General features: G+C 64.0%; 17 protein-coding genes. 10 read left to right on the top strand and 7 right to left on the bottom strand.

What is annotated here, in order from left to right:
• The first annotated feature begins 290 nt into the window (after positions 1-290).
• The 4 genes from HAP41_RS26420 to HAP41_RS26405 all read left to right on the top strand — a co-directional run bounded on the left by HAP41_RS26420 (position 291) and on the right by HAP41_RS26405 (position 3,687).
• A complete protein-coding gene (locus tag HAP41_RS26420; protein WP_166096435.1) occupies positions 291-959 on the top strand; it encodes an FMN-binding negative transcriptional regulator in 669 nt (222 codons plus the stop codon).
• On the top strand, positions 956-1,942 hold the full coding sequence (gene argC, locus HAP41_RS26415; protein WP_166096436.1) for an N-acetyl-gamma-glutamyl-phosphate reductase: 987 nt from the start codon (positions 956-958) through the stop codon (positions 1,940-1,942). Before HAP41_RS26420 ends, argC (HAP41_RS26415) begins: the two co-directional genes overlap by 4 nt.
• Before the next feature lie 96 nt (positions 1,943-2,038).
• Positions 2,039-3,085 carry an N-acetyl-gamma-glutamyl-phosphate reductase gene (gene argC / locus HAP41_RS26410; RefSeq protein ID WP_166096437.1) on the top strand — a complete coding sequence of 349 codons (1,047 nt, stop codon included), beginning with the start codon at positions 2,039-2,041 and terminating at the stop codon, positions 3,083-3,085.
• Positions 3,086-3,099: 14 nt separating this feature from the next.
• Positions 3,100-3,687, top strand: coding sequence for a class I SAM-dependent methyltransferase (locus HAP41_RS26405; RefSeq protein WP_085401209.1), 588 nt, complete (start codon positions 3,100-3,102; stop codon positions 3,685-3,687).
• Between the two features lie 16 nt (positions 3,688-3,703).
• On the opposite strand, the gene HAP41_RS26400 is transcribed toward HAP41_RS26405, so the two are convergent.
• The 3 genes from HAP41_RS26400 to HAP41_RS26390 all read right to left on the bottom strand — a co-directional run bounded on the left by HAP41_RS26400 (position 3,704) and on the right by HAP41_RS26390 (position 6,912).
• Positions 3,704-4,546 carry an IS5 family transposase gene (locus HAP41_RS26400; protein WP_166060442.1) on the bottom strand — a complete coding sequence of 281 codons (843 nt, stop codon included), beginning with the start codon at positions 4,544-4,546 and terminating at the stop codon, positions 3,704-3,706.
• A 95-nt stretch (positions 4,547-4,641) separates the two neighbouring features.
• Complete coding sequence (locus HAP41_RS26395) at positions 4,642-5,040, bottom strand: MAPEG family protein (protein ID WP_063983501.1); 399 nt, start codon at positions 5,038-5,040, stop codon at positions 4,642-4,644.
• Between the two features lie 63 nt (positions 5,041-5,103).
• Positions 5,104-6,912 (bottom strand): PHA/PHB synthase family protein, encoded by a 1,809-nt coding sequence (locus HAP41_RS26390; protein ID WP_166096438.1) that lies wholly within the window; start codon positions 6,910-6,912, stop codon positions 5,104-5,106.
• A 253-nt stretch (positions 6,913-7,165) separates the two neighbouring features.
• Here HAP41_RS26390 and HAP41_RS26385 point away from each other — a divergent pair, with 253 nt between their 5' ends.
• The 6 genes from HAP41_RS26385 to HAP41_RS26360 all read left to right on the top strand — a co-directional run bounded on the left by HAP41_RS26385 (position 7,166) and on the right by HAP41_RS26360 (position 13,190).
• Positions 7,166-7,441 (top strand): hypothetical protein, encoded by a 276-nt coding sequence (locus HAP41_RS26385; RefSeq protein ID WP_135213523.1) that lies wholly within the window; start codon positions 7,166-7,168, stop codon positions 7,439-7,441.
• Between the two features lie 209 nt (positions 7,442-7,650).
• On the top strand, positions 7,651-8,871 hold the full coding sequence (locus HAP41_RS26380; RefSeq protein WP_014495524.1) for an LL-diaminopimelate aminotransferase: 1,221 nt from the start codon (positions 7,651-7,653) through the stop codon (positions 8,869-8,871).
• 30 nt (positions 8,872-8,901) lie between these two features.
• Entirely contained in the window at positions 8,902-10,218 is a 1,317-nt protein-coding gene (locus tag HAP41_RS26375; protein ID WP_166096439.1) for a homoserine dehydrogenase, read from the top strand.
• Positions 10,219-10,357: 139 nt separating this feature from the next.
• On the top strand, positions 10,358-11,359 hold the full coding sequence (gene glpX, locus HAP41_RS26370; protein ID WP_063983497.1) for a class II fructose-bisphosphatase: 1,002 nt from the start codon (positions 10,358-10,360) through the stop codon (positions 11,357-11,359).
• A 142-nt stretch (positions 11,360-11,501) separates the two neighbouring features.
• Positions 11,502-12,221, top strand: a complete 720-nt coding sequence (locus HAP41_RS26365) for a haloacid dehalogenase type II (protein ID WP_166096440.1) — start codon at positions 11,502-11,504, stop codon at positions 12,219-12,221.
• 75 nt (positions 12,222-12,296) lie between these two features.
• Positions 12,297-13,190 (top strand): LysR family transcriptional regulator, encoded by an 894-nt coding sequence (locus HAP41_RS26360; protein ID WP_166105783.1) that lies wholly within the window; start codon positions 12,297-12,299, stop codon positions 13,188-13,190.
• A gap of 237 nt (positions 13,191-13,427) precedes the next feature.
• On the opposite strand, the gene HAP41_RS50090 is transcribed toward HAP41_RS26360, so the two are convergent.
• The 4 genes from HAP41_RS50090 to HAP41_RS26345 all read right to left on the bottom strand — a co-directional run bounded on the left by HAP41_RS50090 (position 13,428) and on the right by HAP41_RS26345 (position 16,116).
• Complete coding sequence (locus HAP41_RS50090) at positions 13,428-13,553, bottom strand: MFS transporter small subunit (RefSeq protein WP_014495518.1); 126 nt, start codon at positions 13,551-13,553, stop codon at positions 13,428-13,430.
• A gap of 4 nt (positions 13,554-13,557) precedes the next feature.
• A complete protein-coding gene (locus HAP41_RS26355; protein WP_157790313.1) occupies positions 13,558-13,716 on the bottom strand; it encodes a hypothetical protein in 159 nt (52 codons plus the stop codon).
• Between the two features lie 27 nt (positions 13,717-13,743).
• Positions 13,744-15,165 (bottom strand): L-lactate MFS transporter, encoded by a 1,422-nt coding sequence (locus HAP41_RS26350; RefSeq protein WP_166096441.1) that lies wholly within the window; start codon positions 15,163-15,165, stop codon positions 13,744-13,746.
• Between the two features lie 264 nt (positions 15,166-15,429).
• Positions 15,430-16,116, bottom strand: a complete 687-nt coding sequence (locus tag HAP41_RS26345) for an alpha/beta fold hydrolase (RefSeq protein ID WP_166096442.1) — start codon at positions 16,114-16,116, stop codon at positions 15,430-15,432.
• Positions 16,117-16,164 lie beyond the last annotated feature (48 nt).

The raw sequence follows: 16,164 nt of genomic DNA, 5'->3' as shown, positions 1-16,164 counted from the left end.
CTGCGACCCGATGACATCCGTGCGGCATCCTGCCGTCACGTGGTGCGGCAGCCGTCGCGCCCCATCGATTTGGACTTGACCCTGAAACCCTCTGGCCTTATAGCCGCGCGCCATGATCAACGCCGCGACCATCCTGTTCGCCCGTCGCCGCCGCCGCTCTTTAGCGGTTTGGGCGGTCGATCGCGTTTGAGATCATCGTCTTTGCCGCTGGATCCTATCCGCGGCATTCTCTCTCCTGTCAGCGCGATCTGATCCGGCGGCCTCTCAAGGAGGCCCAGCAGGAGACCACGATGTACACGCCACCCTTTTTCAAGCAGGACCGCGCCGCGAGCCTGAAATTCGCCGAGGAGCGCGGCTTCGGCACGATGTGCGCCTTCGACGGCCACAAGCCGGTCGCCTCGCCGCTGCCGTTCTACCTGACTTACGCCGCTGACGGCACGCCGCAGGCCGCCTTTCATGTCGCCCGTCACAATCCGCTGCTAAAGCTGGCGGATGGGACGACCTCCTGGCTGCTCGCGGTCAACGGCCCCGATGCCTATGTATCGCCCAACTGGTACGTCTCGCCGGATCAGGTGCCGACCTGGCTCTACCAGTCGGTGCATCTGAGCGGGCCGGTGCGCCTCTTGTCGGACGATCAGCTGGCGGTGCAGATCGACACGCTGAGCGACAAGTTCGAGAGCTGGCTGTTGCCGAAAGCGCCGTGGACATCGGCGAAGATGACGGCAGGCCGGCTGGAAGCGTTGAAGAAGGGGATCGTGGGCCTGGTCATGACGGTTGAAGAGGTCGAAGGCAGCTTCAAGCTCAACCAGCACAAATCGGACGCCGACTATACCGCGATCGCCAACGCGCTCGGGGCGCAACCCGCAGCCGACGCCAGAGAGATTGCACAATTGATGCAGGACGTGAGGCCGGAGGCCTTCGCGAACGAAACCAACATGCTCGAAAGGAGCGCGCCATGAGCCTCACGGAAACCACCAAGGCCCCGACCACCGGCGCCGCCAAGGAGCCCGCCACCGTCTTCGTCGACGGCGGCTCCGGCACCACCGGGCTCGGCATCAACGAGCGGCTGAAGCTCCAGAGCGACGTCACCGTGAAGACGATCTCCGACGACAAGCGCAAGGATCCCGCGGCCAAGAAGGCGCTGATGGAGGAGGTCGATCTCGTCATCCTCTGCCTGCCTGACGAGGCCGCGAAGGAAACAGTGGCACTGGTCGACAGCATGGGCGCTTCGGCGCCGAAGGTGCTGGACGCTTCCACCGCGTACCGGGTCGCGCCCGACTGGGCCTACGGCTTTCCGGAGCTGACGTCGGACCAGGCCGCAAAGATCAAGGCCGCGAAGAAGGTCTCCAATCCCGGCTGCTATCCGACCGGTGCGATCGCGCTGCTGCGGCCGATCGTCGATGCCGGTCTGTTGCCGCCCGATTATCCCGTCACCGTCAACGCGGTGAGCGGCTATTCCGGCGGCGGCAAGTCGATGATCGCGAGCTTCGAAGACGGCAGCGCGCCGTCCTTCGAGCTCTACGGCCTTGGCTTCGAGCACAAGCATCTTCCGGAGATGCAGCTCTATTCGAAACTGACGCGGCGGCCGATCTTCATTCCCTCGGTCGCCAACTACCGGCAGGGCATGCTGGTCTCGGTGCCGCTCCAGCTCGACGCGCTGCCGGGCAAGCTTGGCGGTGCGGACCTCCAGGCCGCGCTGGCCAAGCGTTACGCCGGCTCGAAATATGTCTCGGTGATGCCGCTCCAGAACGAGGCGACCAAGGGCGGCAAGCTCGAGCCGGAGGCGCTCAACGAGACCAACACGCTCGAGCTCCACGTCTTCGCCAGCGACAAATATCACCAGGCGGTACTGGTCGCCCGGCTCGACAATCTCGGCAAGGGCGCCTCGGGTGCGGCCGTGCAGAACATGCGGCTGATGCTGGGCCTTGCCGACAATAGCTGATCGAACGTTGCTCGGGAGGCCAGCCCGGTGGACGAAGCGACGCTGCGACTTTCGACCCCGGCAAGACGATCAAATGACGCCTGAAAGGTACGCGTGATGAGCTCGAAGAAGATCGGCATTCTCGGCGCCTCCGGTTACACCGGGGCCGATGCGGTGCGCCTGTTGGCCCGGCATCCGAATGCCGAGATCGTCGCGCTCACCGCCAACACCCATGCCGGCAAGTCGATGGGCGACGTGTTTCCGCATTGTTTCATGCTGGACCTGCCGAAACTCGTGGAATGGGAAAAGGTCGACTGGAGCAAGCTCGATGCGGTGTTCTGCGGACTGCCGCACGGCACCACGCAGGAAATCATCGCCGCGGTCCTCAAGGCAAATCCCAAAATCAAGGTCCTCGACATGTCCGCCGATTTCAGGCTGCGGGACAAGAGCACCTATGCGCAGTGGTACGGCCATGAGCACCGGGCGCTCGAACTGCAGGGCGAAGCGGTCTACGGTCTCACCGAATTCTATCGCGAGAAGATCACGTCGGCGCGGCTGGTCGCCTGTCCCGGCTGCTATCCCACGGCGGCGCTGCTCGCGCTGGTGCCGCTTGCGAAAGCCAAGCTGATCGACGTCGACGACATCGTCATCGACGCGAAATCGGGCGTCACCGGCGCCGGCCGCGGGCTGAAACAGAACACGTTGTTCAGCGAGGCGGGCGAGGGGCTGTCGCCCTATTCGGTCGGCACCCACCGGCACGCGCCCGAGATCGAGCAGGAGGTCGGCGTCGCCGCCGGTTCCGCAGTGACGATCAACTTCACGCCGCATCTTGTTCCGATGGCGCGCGGCGAACTCTGCACCTCCTACGTCAAGCTCAACGGCGCGACGCCGGACGATCTGCGAAGCGCGCTGGAGCAGGCTTATGCCAACGAGCCCTTCGTGCATGTCGCCAGGAAGGGCGTGCTGCCGCAGACCCAGAATGTGCGCGGCTCCAACTATGTGCAGATCGGCGTCGTCGCCGACCGCATCAAGAACCGGGCGATCGTGATTTCCACGCTCGACAATCTGGTGAAGGGGTCGGCCGGGCAGGCGATCCAGAACATGAACCTGATGTTCGGGCTGCCCGAGACGGCGGGGTTGGAGCAGATCGCGCTGTTTCCATGACACGAGGTACTGCGGTGGACGAAGCGACCTTGCAATTCTACCGGCAGAACGCCGAGGCCTATGCCGGCTGGGCGAAGGCCGCATCGACGCGGTTGCGGGGCTTTCTCGCCCTGCTGCCGCCGGGAGGCGCGATCCTCGAGCTCGGTTGCGGTGCCGGCAATCATTCCGCAGTGATGCTCGCCGAAGGTTTTTCAGTGCGTGCGACCGATGGCTCGCCCGAAATGGCCGGGATCGCCTCGCGCCGGCTTGGTCATCCCGTCGAGGCGATGCGGTTCGACCAGCTGGATGGGCACGAGGCCTATGACGGCGTCTGGGCGAGCGCCTGTCTGCTGCATGTGCCACGCGACGAGCTCGCCGGCATCCTTGGAAAGATCCACCGTGCACTCAAGCCATCAGGCGTGTTCTACGCCAGCTACAAGATGGGCGAGGGCGACGCGCGAGACAGCCTCGGGCGGTACTACAGCTACGTCTCGCGGGAGTGGCTCGAGATGACTTACGCCAGCGCAGGTTCGTGGATCACGCTGTCGTCGGACACCAACGTGATCCAGAGTTTCGACGAGACGCCAGCCAACATGCTGAACCTCGTCGTACGCAGGGCCTGATCCCTAAGAGCCTGACTCAAAATTGCATTGCTGTTTTTATCGCTGCGATGCGCCTTGTCATGAGTTGGACAGAGGCGAGGAAGAGCCAGGCAGTTGCGCTTTCGATGGTTCGCTCGAAGTCCTTGGCCAATCTGCGGTTGCGGCCGAGCCAGGCGAAGGTTCGTTCGACCACCCAGCGGCGCGGAAGCACCTCGAAGCCCTGTGCGGCATCGGAGCGCTTGATGATCTCGACAGTCCACCGGCCGATCTTTTCCAGCACCGCCTTGAGCTTTTCGCCGGCATAGCCGCCATCGGCGAAGATATGGCGCAGCCAGGGGAAGCGGTAGCGAATGCTGCACAGGACATCTGGCGTGCCGTCACGATCCTGGACGTCGGCAGCGTGAACGATCGCTCCGACCAGGAGCCCTTGGGTGTCGGTGACGATGTGGCGCTTTCGACCCTTGATCTTCTTTCCCGCGTCGTAGCCGCGAGGGCCGCCACTTTCCGTGGTCTTGACCGATTGGCTGTCGATCACGCCGGCCGTCGGCGAGGCCTCCCGGCCGATCGCCTCGCGCGCCAGCATCAGGAGTGCGTGGTTGATCGATTGCCACAATCCGCTGTCGCGCCATTGGTAGAAATAGTACTGCACCGTGGTCATTGGTGGAAACAGAGTGGGCGGCAGCATGCGCCACGGCAATCCGCCGCGCAGCAGATAGAGTACTGCCTCGACGATGTCGCGATAGCTCCATTTCGGGCGCCGCCCGCGCTTGGCCCGCACAGGAAGCAACCTCTCCAGCACGCCCCATTCCGCATCCGTCAAGTCGCTTGGCAAACGCAGCTCCTCTCGGGCAAACTGTGCCCGGGTGATATCAGTCCACATTCTCGATCCCTTTGATGCTTCGCAACACCGATGGAATCAGAACTCGCTGATATCACTCAACTTATTTTTCGGTCGGACACTAAGAGACCCGATTTCTAGAGCACCTTGAAGATTGCCAGCGCAAGCACGGCCTGGGCGAGGAAGCCGACGGTGAAGGCGAGAGTCCGGAACACCGGGATTCCGAGCGCATAGACGATCAGATGCGCGACACGCGACCAGAAATAGACCGCACAGGCGAGCACGGTCCATTTCGAGGAATAGTCGATCGCGTTCAGGATCAGCACCAGCGGCGCGAAGAGCACGAGGTTTTCGACGGCGTTGTCATGCGCGAACATCAGGCGGTTCGCCCACTCCGCCTGCGGCTTGTCGGCGCGCGAGGGATTGGCCAAGGCGCCACTGAGCCCCCGAACCTGGCAGCGGTTGATGGTGTAGGGAATCCAGAGGATCCCGGTCAGGATCACCGTCAGTGTCAGCCAGAACAATTCGCGCGTCATGGTCCGTCCCCTGTGTCTTCGCTGCGTTGAGAGCGAGTCTATACGAAAGCGCGGGCGAGTCCGCTATGCGCGAACCCTGACATAGCTGCCGGGCGCGTCCTCGATCGGGGGCAGGGCCTCGCTGCCGACCACGCGCGCCGGGACTTCCTCCGGATCGAGCTCGCCCAGCCATTGCCGCCAGTCCGGCCACCACGAGCCCTTGTGCTCCACCGCGCCCTTCATCCATTCGGCGACGTTGACATCCTTGACGTTGTCGTTGGTCCAGTACTGGTACTTGTTCGAGGCGGGCGGGTTGACCACGCCGGCGATGTGGCCCGAGCCGGACAGGACGTATTTCACCGGGCCGCCGAAGAACTGCGAGCCGTACAGCACCGATTCGGCCGGCGCGATGTGGTCCTCGCGGGTGGCGAGGTTGTAGACGGGCACCTTGACCTTGGAGAGGTCGAGCAGCGTGTTGTCGAGCACCATGGTGCCGGTGGAGAGCCGGTTCTCCAGGTAGCAATTGCGCAGGTAATAGGAGTGGTTCGATGCGGTCATGCGCGTCGCATCCGAATTCCAGTGCAGGAGGTCGAACGCGCTCGGCTGCTGGCCCTTCAGATAGTTGCTGACGACATAGGACCAGATCAGATCGTTGGAGCGCAGCATGTTGAAGGCCATCGCCATCTTCGAGCCTTCGAGCACGCCGGCCGCCTTCATGTCCTGCTCGAGGGCCGCGATCTGGTCCTCGTCGACGAACACGAGGAGATCGCCGGCATGGGTGAAGTCGACCTGCGCGGCGAAGAACGTCGCCGACGCGACGCGCTGGCGGCGCTTCTCGGCGAGCCAGGCCAGCGTGGTCGCGAGCATGGTGCCGCCGACGCAATAGCCGGCGGTGTGCACCTTCAACTCGCCGGTGACCTTCTCGATCACGTCCATCGCTGTGAGCGGGCCTTCCTTCATGTAGTCTTCCCAGCTCTTGTTGCCGAGCCGCTTGTCGGGATTGACCCATGAGATCACAAACACGGTGATGCCCTGGTCGACGCACCACTTGATGTAGGATTTCTCCGGCTTGAGATCGAGGATGTAGAACTTGTTGATCCAGGGCGGCACGATCAGGAGCGGCGTGCGCAGCACGTTCTCCGTGGTCGGCGAATACTGGATCAGCTGCATCATCTCGTTCTGGTAGATCACCTTGCCCGGCGTCGTCGCCATATTGACCCCGACGACGAGATTGTCCGGATTGGACTGGCGGATCTTCAGCATGCCCTTGCCGGCCGCGATGTCCTCGGCCAGCATCTTCAGGCCGCGCGTGAGGTTCTCGCCGCTGCTGGCGACCGTCTCGCGCAGCACTTCCGGATTGGTCAGCACGAAGTTGGACGGCGAGATCGCGTTGGTGATCTGCTGGATGTAGAACTCCGCCTTGCGGCGGGTCTGCGGGTCGAGCCCGTCGGCGTCGCGCACCAGCTCCTGCGCCCATTTGGTCGTGAGCAGATAGAGCTGCATCATGAAATCGAAGAACTGGTTCGACTTCCATTCCGGATCGGCAAAGCGCTTGTCACGCGGCGAGGGCGCGATCGCGGGCGGGGCGTCCTGGCCGGCCATGCGGCGCGCCGCCGAGCCCCAGAGGTCGAGATAATCCTTGGCGAGCTTGGTCTGCAGATCCGACGCGCGGGATGTGTCCGACAGCCAGTATTCGGCGACCGACGTGAAGGCCTTGACCACTTCCGTCAGCTCGGCCGGCGGGCGATCCTGCACCTCGCCGCTCTCGCGTGGCTTGAGATACGCGGCGAGCGCCTTGCCGCCGCTCTCCATCGCCTGCGCGACATTCATCGCGAAGGCTTCCGCATCGAACTTCGATTCGGATTTGGGTGTGTCGGTCGTGGCGCTACTCATGAGCAGAACAGTAACGATTCATTCCGTATTCGTCACCGCGAAGCTCGCATGTTTGGCGTTAAACAAGCTCCAACATGTGCTGCACTGCGACAAAGCCCCTTGGTTTTGTCACAATCAGCGTGCACCTCTTCCGCAGTGGGCCTTGGAAGTATTCTCGCTCGTACCATTTGTGGGCAGCAATGGTTTGAGCTTGGGCAGGTTGTCGGGTTAAGTTCCGGCAGCCTTGCATTGGGACGAGTAGGGGATTTCCCAAGTGTTGGCGTTGAGGGACCTGCAAAAGTCGCTGCCGATCTGTGGCGCGCTGCTGATGGCGGCGCTTGCCTTGGGCGGCTGCTCGAGTCAGCTGGCTGACTATACGCCCACCGACGCGCAGGCCCATCCCAGGGAGCCCGGCTCCTACCTTCCGGTGCACGATCTGCCGCCGGATCGTGATCAGGCGATCATCCCGCCGGACCAGCGCGCCAAGATTGAAGCCGAGCTGGCCGCCGCGCGCGAACGCCAATCGGTTGCCGCAAAAGACGCCAAGTAACGCGGCGTAATCGCTGGCGCCCCCGCCATGCCGTGCTAAAAGACCTCAGTTCAGCCGAGAGTCAGGGCGAACGACTTCAGCTCCTGCCGTCGAATATTACTCTAAGCGTTTGATTTTGAGTGATTTTCGCGAGGGGGCGAGAGCTTTCCCGAGCGGCTGTCATGGCCGGTCGATTCTGTCCTGACCGGTTGCCCGGAGCCCAGAGAGCCATGGAAGAGTTTTACCGCATCCGCCGCCTTCCGCCTTACGTGTTCGAGCAGGTCAACCGGGCCAAGGCGGCCGCGCGGAATGCCGGCGCCGACATCATCGACCTCGGCATGGGCAATCCGGACCTGCCGGCGCCGGCGCATGTGCTGGAGAAGCTGAAGGAGACGCTGGGCAAGCCGCGCACCGACCGCTACTCGGCCTCCCGCGGCATCCCCGGGCTGCGCCGGGCTCAGGCCGCTTATTACGCCCGCCGCTTCGGCGTGAAGCTCAACCCCGACACCCAGGTCGTGGCGACACTCGGTTCGAAGGAGGGCTTTGCCAATGTGGCGCAGGCGATCACCGCGCCCGGCGACGTCATCCTCTGCCCGAATCCGAGCTACCCGATTCATGCCTTCGGCTTCCTGATGGCGGGCGGCGTGATCCGTTCGGTGCCCTCGGAGCCGACGCCGCAATTCTTCGAGGCGGTGGAACGGGCGATCGTGCATTCGATCCCGAAGCCGCTCGCGCTCGTCGTCTGCTACCCCTCGAACCCAACCGCCTATGTCGCGAGCCTCGACTTCTACAAGGACCTCGTCGCGTTCGCGAAGAAGCACGAGATCCTGATCCTGTCCGATCTCGCCTATGCCGAAGTCTATTTCGACGAGAACAACCCGCCGCCCTCGGTGCTCCAGGTGCCCGGCGCGATCGACGTCACCGTCGAGTTCACCTCGATGTCGAAGACCTATTCGATGGCCGGCTGGCGCATGGGCTTTGCGGTCGGCAACGACCGCGTGATCGCCGCGCTCGCCCGCGTCAAATCCTACCTCGACTACGGCGCCTTCACGCCGGTGCAGGTCGCCGCGACTGCCGCGCTGAACGGCCCCGACGATTGCATCAAGGAGATGCGCGACACCTACCGCAAGCGCCGCGACGCGCTGGTGGAATCGTTCGGACGCGCCGGCTGGGAGATCCCGCCGCCGGAAGCCTCGATGTTCGCCTGGGTGCCGCTGCCGGAGGCCTTCCGCAGCGTCGGCAGCATGCAGTTCGCAACCCTGATGGTGGAGAAATCCGGCGTCGCGGTCTCGCCCGGTGTCGGCTTCGGCGAGCACGGTGAAGGATATGTCCGCATCGCCATGGTGGAAAACGAGCAACGGATCAGGCAGGCCGCGCGCGGCGTGCGCCGCTTCCTTGAAAGCGGCATCGAAACGTTGCACAACGTCGTTCCGCTCGCCAATCGGCGTTAAGTTTCTCTTCGGCAGGTTTTCTAAAGCATCATGGTTGCACCCCTGAAAGTGGGCATAGCGGGGCTCGGCACCGTGGGCGCCGAAGTTGTCCGTTTGATCGAGACCCAGGCCCGCGTGCTCGCGGGCCGCAGCGGCCGCGGCATTCGCGTCGTCGCCGTCACCGCGCGCTCGAAGGCGAAGAAGCGCGGCGTCGATCTGCGTGGCGTCGAATGGGTCAAGGACCCCATGGCACTGGCCACGCATCCCGGCATCGACTGCTTCGTCGAGCTGATGGGCGGCGCCGGTGATCCCGCTCTCTCTGCGGTCGAAGCGGCACTGAATGCGGGCAAGTCGGTCGTCACCGCCAACAAGGCGCTGCTCGCCAAGCACGGCCTGAAGCTTGCCAAGGCCGCTGAAAAGCACGGCGGCGCGCTGAATTTCGAGGCAGCGGTCGGCGCAGCGATCCCTGTCATCAAAACGTTACGCGAAGGGCTTGCCGGAACCGGCGTCACTCGCGTCTACGGCATCCTCAACGGCACCTGCAATTACATCCTGACGCGGATGGAGCAGGAGGGCCTGTCCTTTGCCGAATGCCTCAAGGATGCGCAGCGGCTCGGCTACGCCGAGGCCAATCCGTCCTTCGACGTCGATGGCCACGACACCGCGCAAAAACTTGCCATTCTCGCCAGCCTCGCTTTCGGCACGAAAGTTGCTCAAAGCGCGGTGTATGTCGAAGGTATCTCATCCATCGCGCCGGAAGATCTGCGCGCGGCCGACGATCTCGGTTACCGGCTCAAGCTGCTCGGTGTTGCCGTTCGCACCGCCAAGGGCATCGAGCAGCGCGTGCACCCGACCATGGTTCCAAAATCCTCCTCGATCGCGCAGGTGATGGGTGTCACCAATGCGGTCACGATCGATGGCGAGGGCATCCCTCCGATCACGCTGGTCGGCCCCGGTGCCGGCGGTGCTGCGACCGCATCCGCCGTCGTCGCCGACATCGCCGACGTTGCGCGCGGCATCCGCGCCAATCCGTTCGGCCGGCCGATCTCGCATCTGCGTGACACCAAGAAGGCGCCGATGGAGCGGCACGAGGGCGGCTACTATATCCGCCTGCTGGCGTGCGATTTCCCGGGCACTGCGGCCGCGATCGCGACCCGGCTCGCGGAGCAGAAGATTTCGATCGAGTCGATCGTGCAGCGTCATCCCAATGGCGGCGCTGCGCCGGCGAGCGGCAAGGCGGTGCCCGTGCCCGTCATCCTGATCACCTATGCGACGCACGAGGACGCCGTGCGACGTGCGCTCGCGGCCGTGCAGAAGGACAAGGTGATCAGCGGACGGCCGCAGGTGATCCGGATCGAGAAGAACTGAGCATGACCCGGAAAAGTGTGAAGAGGTTTTCCGGCAAGGTCTTGCTCAAACAATAGGACACGGTTCGAACGAACTGTGGGTGTTACGAGTTAATGCGGACGGAGATCTCCGTCCAAAACTGTTCCGAAGGAGTTAGCCGATGTCGACCCATATTTCAGTCCCGCCGCACGCGTTGCTCGAGCGCATCCTCACGCTGGAGATCGTGCGGGTGACGGAGCGGGCGGCGGTGTCTTCGGCGCGGCTGCGCGGGCACGGCAACGAGAAGGCGGCCGACCAGGCCGCGGTGGACGCCATGCGGCGCGAGCTCAACAAGCTGCCGATCGAGGGCACCATCGTGATCGGCGAGGGCGAGCGCGACGAGGCGCCGATGCTGTTCATCGGCGAGAAGGTTGGCATGAACGCCGGCCCGCAGGTCGACATCGCGGTCGACCCGCTCGAAGGCACCACGCTGTGCGCCAAGAACATGCCGGGCTCGATTGCCACCATGGCGATGGCCGACGGCGGCACGCTCCTGCACGCTCCTGACGTCTACATGGAGAAGCTCGCGATCGGTCCCGGCTACGACAAGGGTGTTGTCGAAATTGATGCCTCGCCCGCCGACAACGTCCGCCGCCTCGCCAAGGCCAAGGGTGTCCAGCCGGAAGGCATCACCGTTCTCGTGCTCGACCGCCCGCGCCATGCCAGCATCATCGAGAGTGTGCGCTCGACCGGCGCCGCCGTCCGCCTCATCACCGACGGCGACGTGGCCGGCGTGATCCACTGCGCCGACCCCGATAACACCGGCGTCGACATGTATCTCGGCACCGGCGGCGCGCCGGAAGGCGTGCTCGCGGCCGTGGCGCTGCGCTGCATCGGTGGCCAGATGCAGTGCCGCCTGATCCTCGATTCCGACGAGAAGCGCGAGCGCGCCGCCAAGATGGGCGTCAACGATCCCAAGATGATCTACGGCATCGAGGACATGGCGCGCGGCGACTGCCTGTTCGCCGCCACCGGCGTCACCACGGGCTCGTTGCTGTCGGGCGTCAAGTTCCGCAAGGACGGCGTGATCGAGACCGAGACGGTCGTGATGCGCTCCGTCACCGGCACCGTGCGTTACATCAAGGCCGAGCACCGGCAGTTGGAGAAGTTTTACCTGGGCTGACGCGCTTCGTCATTCCGGGGCGACGGGACCGCGCAAAGCGCGCGGCCCGGAGAAGCCGGAATCTCGCGCCATAACTTCTGGATTCCGGGTTGGTGCTGACGCGCCCCCCGGAATGACAAGAACAACAAAAGAGGAAGCGCACATGTCCGATCTCTCCTCCGTCAAAGCCCTGGTCTTCGACGTGTTCGGCACCGTCGTGGACTGGCGCACCAGCCTGATCACCGACCTCATGTGGTGGGGCAAGGGCCGCGGCATCTCCGCCGACTGGACCGCTTTGGTCGACGGCTGGCGCGGCATGTACACGGCCGCCATGGATGACGTGCGCAAGCACCCCGAACGTGGCTATGTCATCCTCGACGTCCTGCACCGCCGCTCGCTGGACAAGCTGGTCGAGAAGTTCGCGATCAAGGGTTTGACCGAGGCCGACCTCGACTACATCACCAAGGGCTGGCACCGTCTGCATCCCTGGGCCGATAGCGTCGCCGGCCTGACGCGCCTCAAGACCAAATTCGTGATCTCGCCGCTGTCGAACGGCAATGTCGCGCTGCTCACCAACATGGCGAAGTTCGCCGGCCTGCCGTGGGACCTCATCATGTCGGCCGAGCTGTTCGAGCACTACAAGCCCGATCCCGAGACCTATCTCGGCGCCGCGCGCCTGCTCGGCCTCAAGCCGGAGCAGGTGATGATGGTCGCCGCCCACAACGGTGATCTCGCCGCCGCCCAGAAGAACGGACTGAAGACCGCGTTCGTGGCGCGGCCGACCGAATATGGCCCGCTTCAGAAGGTCGATTTCGAGGCGACCGGCAATTGGGACATCGTCGCCAAGGATTTTGGCGGGGTCGCCGACAAGCTCGGCTGCTAAGCGGCACTCCTTCTGTTTGACATCCTTCAAGACAGCGCCTTTCATATCGACAATGTCGATGTGTGAGGTGCGCCCCTGGATACCGAGCTCGCGCGTACATTCCTGACCGTGGTCGCGACCGGCAATTTCATCACCGCCGCCGACCGGCTTCACGTCAGCCAGTCCACCGTCAGCACGCGGATCCACTCGCTCGAGGAGCTGCTCGGTTGCACGTTGTTCGTGCGCAACAAGGCCGGCGCGACGCTTACGGTGGCAGGGCGGCAATTTCAGCGCCATGCCTCGACGCTTGTTCGCACCGTCGAGCAGGCCCGCCACGACGTCGGCCTCCCCAAGGGCTTTAGCGGGGCGCTGGTGGTCGGCGGCCGCATCGGCCTGTGGGAGGAGTTCCTGCTGCTTTGGGTGCCGCGCATGCAGGAGGCCAATCCTCAGATCTCCATCCGGGCCGAGAGCGCCCTTGAGCCCGAGTTGATGCAGGGGCTGGTCGAGGGACGCATCGACATCGGCGTGATGTACACCCCGCAAAGCCGCCCCGGCCTCAAGGTCGAGTTGCTGATCGAGGAGCAGCTCGTGCTGGTGTCGACCAATCCCAGGAGCGATCCGGAGCCGCAGGAGGGCTACGTCTATGTCGACTGGGGGCCCGAATTCTACGCGCGCCACAGCGCCGTCTTTCCCAATTTCGCTGGGCCTGCGCTGACCGCGAACATCGGCTGGCTCGGGCTGCAGCACGTCCTCGCCAACGGCGGCTCCGGCTATTTTGCGCACCGGATCGTCGAGCCGCTGCTGAAGGCGCGCCGGCTGCACCTGGTGGTGGGAGCGCCGAAAATCTCGATGCCGGCCTATGTCATCTATTCGGTCGACCAGCCCGACGACCACGTGCAGAGCGCGATAGCGATCATGCGCGACCTCGCCGCCGAGCAGACCCGGCGGGTGACGGAAACGCCGGCGCGTGGCACGCGCAAGCGCCGCTGACGGCTCGTTTGACTGGATCTATCCGCGCCGGTGCAGGTGGGTCTCGGCGAGCGCCGTCACCGCGCCAAGTGCGAGCGTCGCGACGACGATGTCCGCAGTCGCGTCGAAGCCGACGGCGAGAACTGCAGCGGCGATCACCGCGGCCAGCGCACGGTGATGGCGAAGCCTTCGTCGGTTATCAACCGTCGCGCGCCGCTGAGAAGCGTTGCACGCTTGTTCGTGGGACGTATTCGCCGCCTACTGAAACAGCTTCATGGCGTTAAGCAGGGTCTGGATCACGCCCGCAAGCAGGGGGATGCCCGCAAAGCTCCAGGCCAATGCCAATTGCAGCGGGGTGGTCTTTGCCGTCTGAGCGGTCTGCATGATGTCAGGCCCCCGAGGGATTGTTGCTCGCCGCGGCTGCGGCCGCGATCTCGGTGGCTCGATGCACCGGCCGCATCGCCGCCATCGTCCGGGATACCCGCCAGGCGATCCAGCTCAGCAGCGATTGGGAGAATGACGCTTCGCTCCGTGATGTCGTGGTCATGGTCGCCTCCTTGTGTTCGTCCGAACGTCAGGCAGCGCGCGCCGCCTCGAGTCCTGAACTGTCCTCGTCTTTCATGTGATGACGCTTGTCGACGGCACGGACGCAGAGATTGGCGAGGAAGCCGACCACGAGCAGTCCGGCCATGATGTACATGGTCGTGTTGTAAGCCTGGGCCTTCGGCACGCCGTGCGTGACGTTGTATTCGCGGATGTAGTTGATCAGCACAGGCCCGGCGATTCCGGCCATCGACCAGGCCGTCAACAGAATGCCGTGGATGGCGCCGACATAGCGCGTGCCGAACATGTCGCGCAGGTAGGCCGGAACGGTGGAAAAGCCGCCGCCATACATGCTGACGATGATCAGGAAGCACAGCACGAACAGCACGACATTGCCGCTCGCGCCGGCATAGGGCACGGTCACGTAGAGGGCGATTCCGAGCACCATGTAGACGAAATAGGTGCTCTTGCGTCCGATGAAGTCGGATAGCGAGGCCCAGCTGAAACGTCCGCCCATGTTGAACAGGCTCATCAGGCCGACGAGACCTGCGGCCGCGACCGCGGTGATATGGCCGGGGAACATCTCCTGGCTCATCGCTGAGGCCTGGCCGAGCACGCCGATGCCGGCGGTGGTGTTGCAGAACAGCACGATCCAGAGCAGCCAGAACTGTGGCGTCTTGACCGCCTGGTAGACGAACACGTCGTTCCTGGTCATCAGCCTGGTGGCGGCGGCAGGCGGCACATAACCCTCCGGCTTCCAGCCCGGCGCCGGTACGCGCACGATGGCGGAGCCGACCATCATGAAGACGAAGTAGACACAGCCGAGCGTGATGAAGGCGCCGAGCACGCCGACGTCGCTCGTGGTCGCAAACTTGCTCATCAGCCAGACGGAGAGGGGGGAGGCGATCAGCGCCCCGCCGCCAAAGCCCATGATCGCCATGCCGGTGGCCATGCCCAGTCGGTCGGGAAACCACTTCATGAGCGTCGAAACCGGGGAGATGTAGCCGATGCCGAGCGCGCAGCCGCCGATCACGCCGTAGCCGAGATAGATGATCCAGAGATTGTGGAGATAGACGCCGAGGGCCGAGATCAGGAACGCGCTCGCCCAGGCAACGCCGGCGGTGAACATCGCCTTGCGCGGGCCGCCTTCCTCGACCCAGCGTCCGAACACTGCGGCGGACAGTCCGAGGAACACCATCGCGATGGAGAAAATCCAGCCGAGCTCGGTGAGCTTCCAGTCGCCGGATGCCGATTGGGTGACGCCGATCAGCTTGGTCATCGGCAGGTTGAAGACGCTGAAGGCGTAGGCCTGCCCGATGCACAAATGCACGCAAAGCGCCGCGGGCGGCACCATCCATCGGCTGTAGCCCGGCCTTGCGATCGTGTGCTCGCGATCAAGGAAGGGCAGCAGCGAACGTGCAGGCATTCCCGATGCGTCGAGCGTCGTCGTCATCCAATCCTCCGGTGCCTCGCTGTTCTCGGGGGCGGCCTTTACGGGCAGCCGGGCGATGGCGCGGGATCAGGCTACGCAGAAGGAGGATTTTGACAAACGAATAATATGCACTGTTTCAATCGGATTAATTGATATTAGAAAAAGCAGAAATCGGCATGGCGTTTTCGCGATGGACAAAAGGTCCGGGCGGTCTCGCGCCGCTCGGACCGATCTGAAGAATGACAACGTCATCTGCATTGGTTCGGTATGGTACGTCAGTCGATGCTACTTCGCTGTGACCGCATTCGCTGCCTTCCGGATCACATCCAGCACCACATCCGGCTTCGACAGCATGGGGACGTGGGACGAAGGCACTTCGGTCACGGTAGCGTTCATGCGCTTCGAGACGAAGTGTTGCAGATCGGGGTGAACCGTCTCGTCCTTGCTGGCGAGGATGTACCAGCTCGGCTTCGAGGTCCACGCTGTGCCATCGACCTTTTGGGTCAGGAGATCCGCAACCGGCGCCCCTTGCGTTGCGTAGACCAGCTTTTGCTCGGCTTCGGGCAGGTCGCCGGCAAAGTGCGTCAGGCCGCTTGGCTTGAGCCAGACACGGCCCGCCGGCGCGTCGATGTGGCCGAACACCTGCGTCGTCGGAAATTTTGCAATCTGGCTCTGCGAAGTTTCGTCGGCAGCGGGCGCGAGCGCGGCGATGTAGACCAGCGCGGCGACCCGCGGATCGGTTCCGGCATGCGTGATCAGTGTGCCGCCATAGGAGTGGCCGACGAGGACCACGGGTCCGGGAACACGGCCAAAACACGCCGTCACGCAGGCGACGTCGGTTGCGAGTGAATCGAGCCCGTGCTGGCTTGCCATGACCTCGTGGCCTTCGGCTTGCAGCGCCGGGATCAGCTTGCCGAAGCACGATCCGTCAGCCCAGAGGCCGTGCGCGAAAACGATGCTTGGTTTGGTCATGAGATGGTCTCCGTTGGCTGCGCAACGGCGAGCCGAGGTGCTCGCGGA

The organism is Bradyrhizobium barranii subsp. apii (genome assembly GCF_011516635.5).
In the GTDB taxonomy this organism is placed as follows: domain Bacteria; phylum Pseudomonadota; class Alphaproteobacteria; order Rhizobiales; family Xanthobacteraceae; genus Bradyrhizobium; species Bradyrhizobium barranii.
The sequence above is the reverse complement of the archived record's forward strand: the minus strand, read 5'-3'. Positions and strand labels throughout refer to the sequence as shown.

Coding starts and splice junctions, on each gene's coding strand:
- HAP41_RS26420 (WP_166096435.1), top strand. CDS start 291: ATGTACACGCCACCCTTTTTCAAGCAGGACCGCGCCGCGAGCCTGAAA.
- argC (WP_166096436.1), top strand. CDS start 956: ATGAGCCTCACGGAAACCACCAAGGCCCCGACCACCGGCGCCGCCAAG.
- argC (WP_166096437.1), top strand. CDS start 2,039: ATGAGCTCGAAGAAGATCGGCATTCTCGGCGCCTCCGGTTACACCGGG.
- HAP41_RS26400 (WP_166060442.1), bottom strand. CDS start 4,546: ATGTGGACTGATATCACCCGGGCACAGTTTGCCCGAGAGGAGCTGCGT.
- HAP41_RS26395 (WP_063983501.1), bottom strand. CDS start 5,040: ATGACGCGCGAATTGTTCTGGCTGACACTGACGGTGATCCTGACCGGG.
- HAP41_RS26390 (WP_166096438.1), bottom strand. CDS start 6,912: ATGAGTAGCGCCACGACCGACACACCCAAATCCGAATCGAAGTTCGAT.
- HAP41_RS26380 (WP_014495524.1), top strand. CDS start 7,651: ATGGAAGAGTTTTACCGCATCCGCCGCCTTCCGCCTTACGTGTTCGAG.
- HAP41_RS26375 (WP_166096439.1), top strand. CDS start 8,902: ATGGTTGCACCCCTGAAAGTGGGCATAGCGGGGCTCGGCACCGTGGGC.
- glpX (WP_063983497.1), top strand. CDS start 10,358: ATGTCGACCCATATTTCAGTCCCGCCGCACGCGTTGCTCGAGCGCATC.
- HAP41_RS26365 (WP_166096440.1), top strand. CDS start 11,502: ATGTCCGATCTCTCCTCCGTCAAAGCCCTGGTCTTCGACGTGTTCGGC.
- HAP41_RS50090 (WP_014495518.1), bottom strand. CDS start 13,553: ATGCAGACCGCTCAGACGGCAAAGACCACCCCGCTGCAATTGGCATTG.
- HAP41_RS26355 (WP_157790313.1), bottom strand. CDS start 13,716: ATGACCACGACATCACGGAGCGAAGCGTCATTCTCCCAATCGCTGCTG.
- HAP41_RS26350 (WP_166096441.1), bottom strand. CDS start 15,165: ATGACGACGACGCTCGACGCATCGGGAATGCCTGCACGTTCGCTGCTG.
- HAP41_RS26345 (WP_166096442.1), bottom strand. CDS start 16,116: ATGACCAAACCAAGCATCGTTTTCGCGCACGGCCTCTGGGCTGACGGA.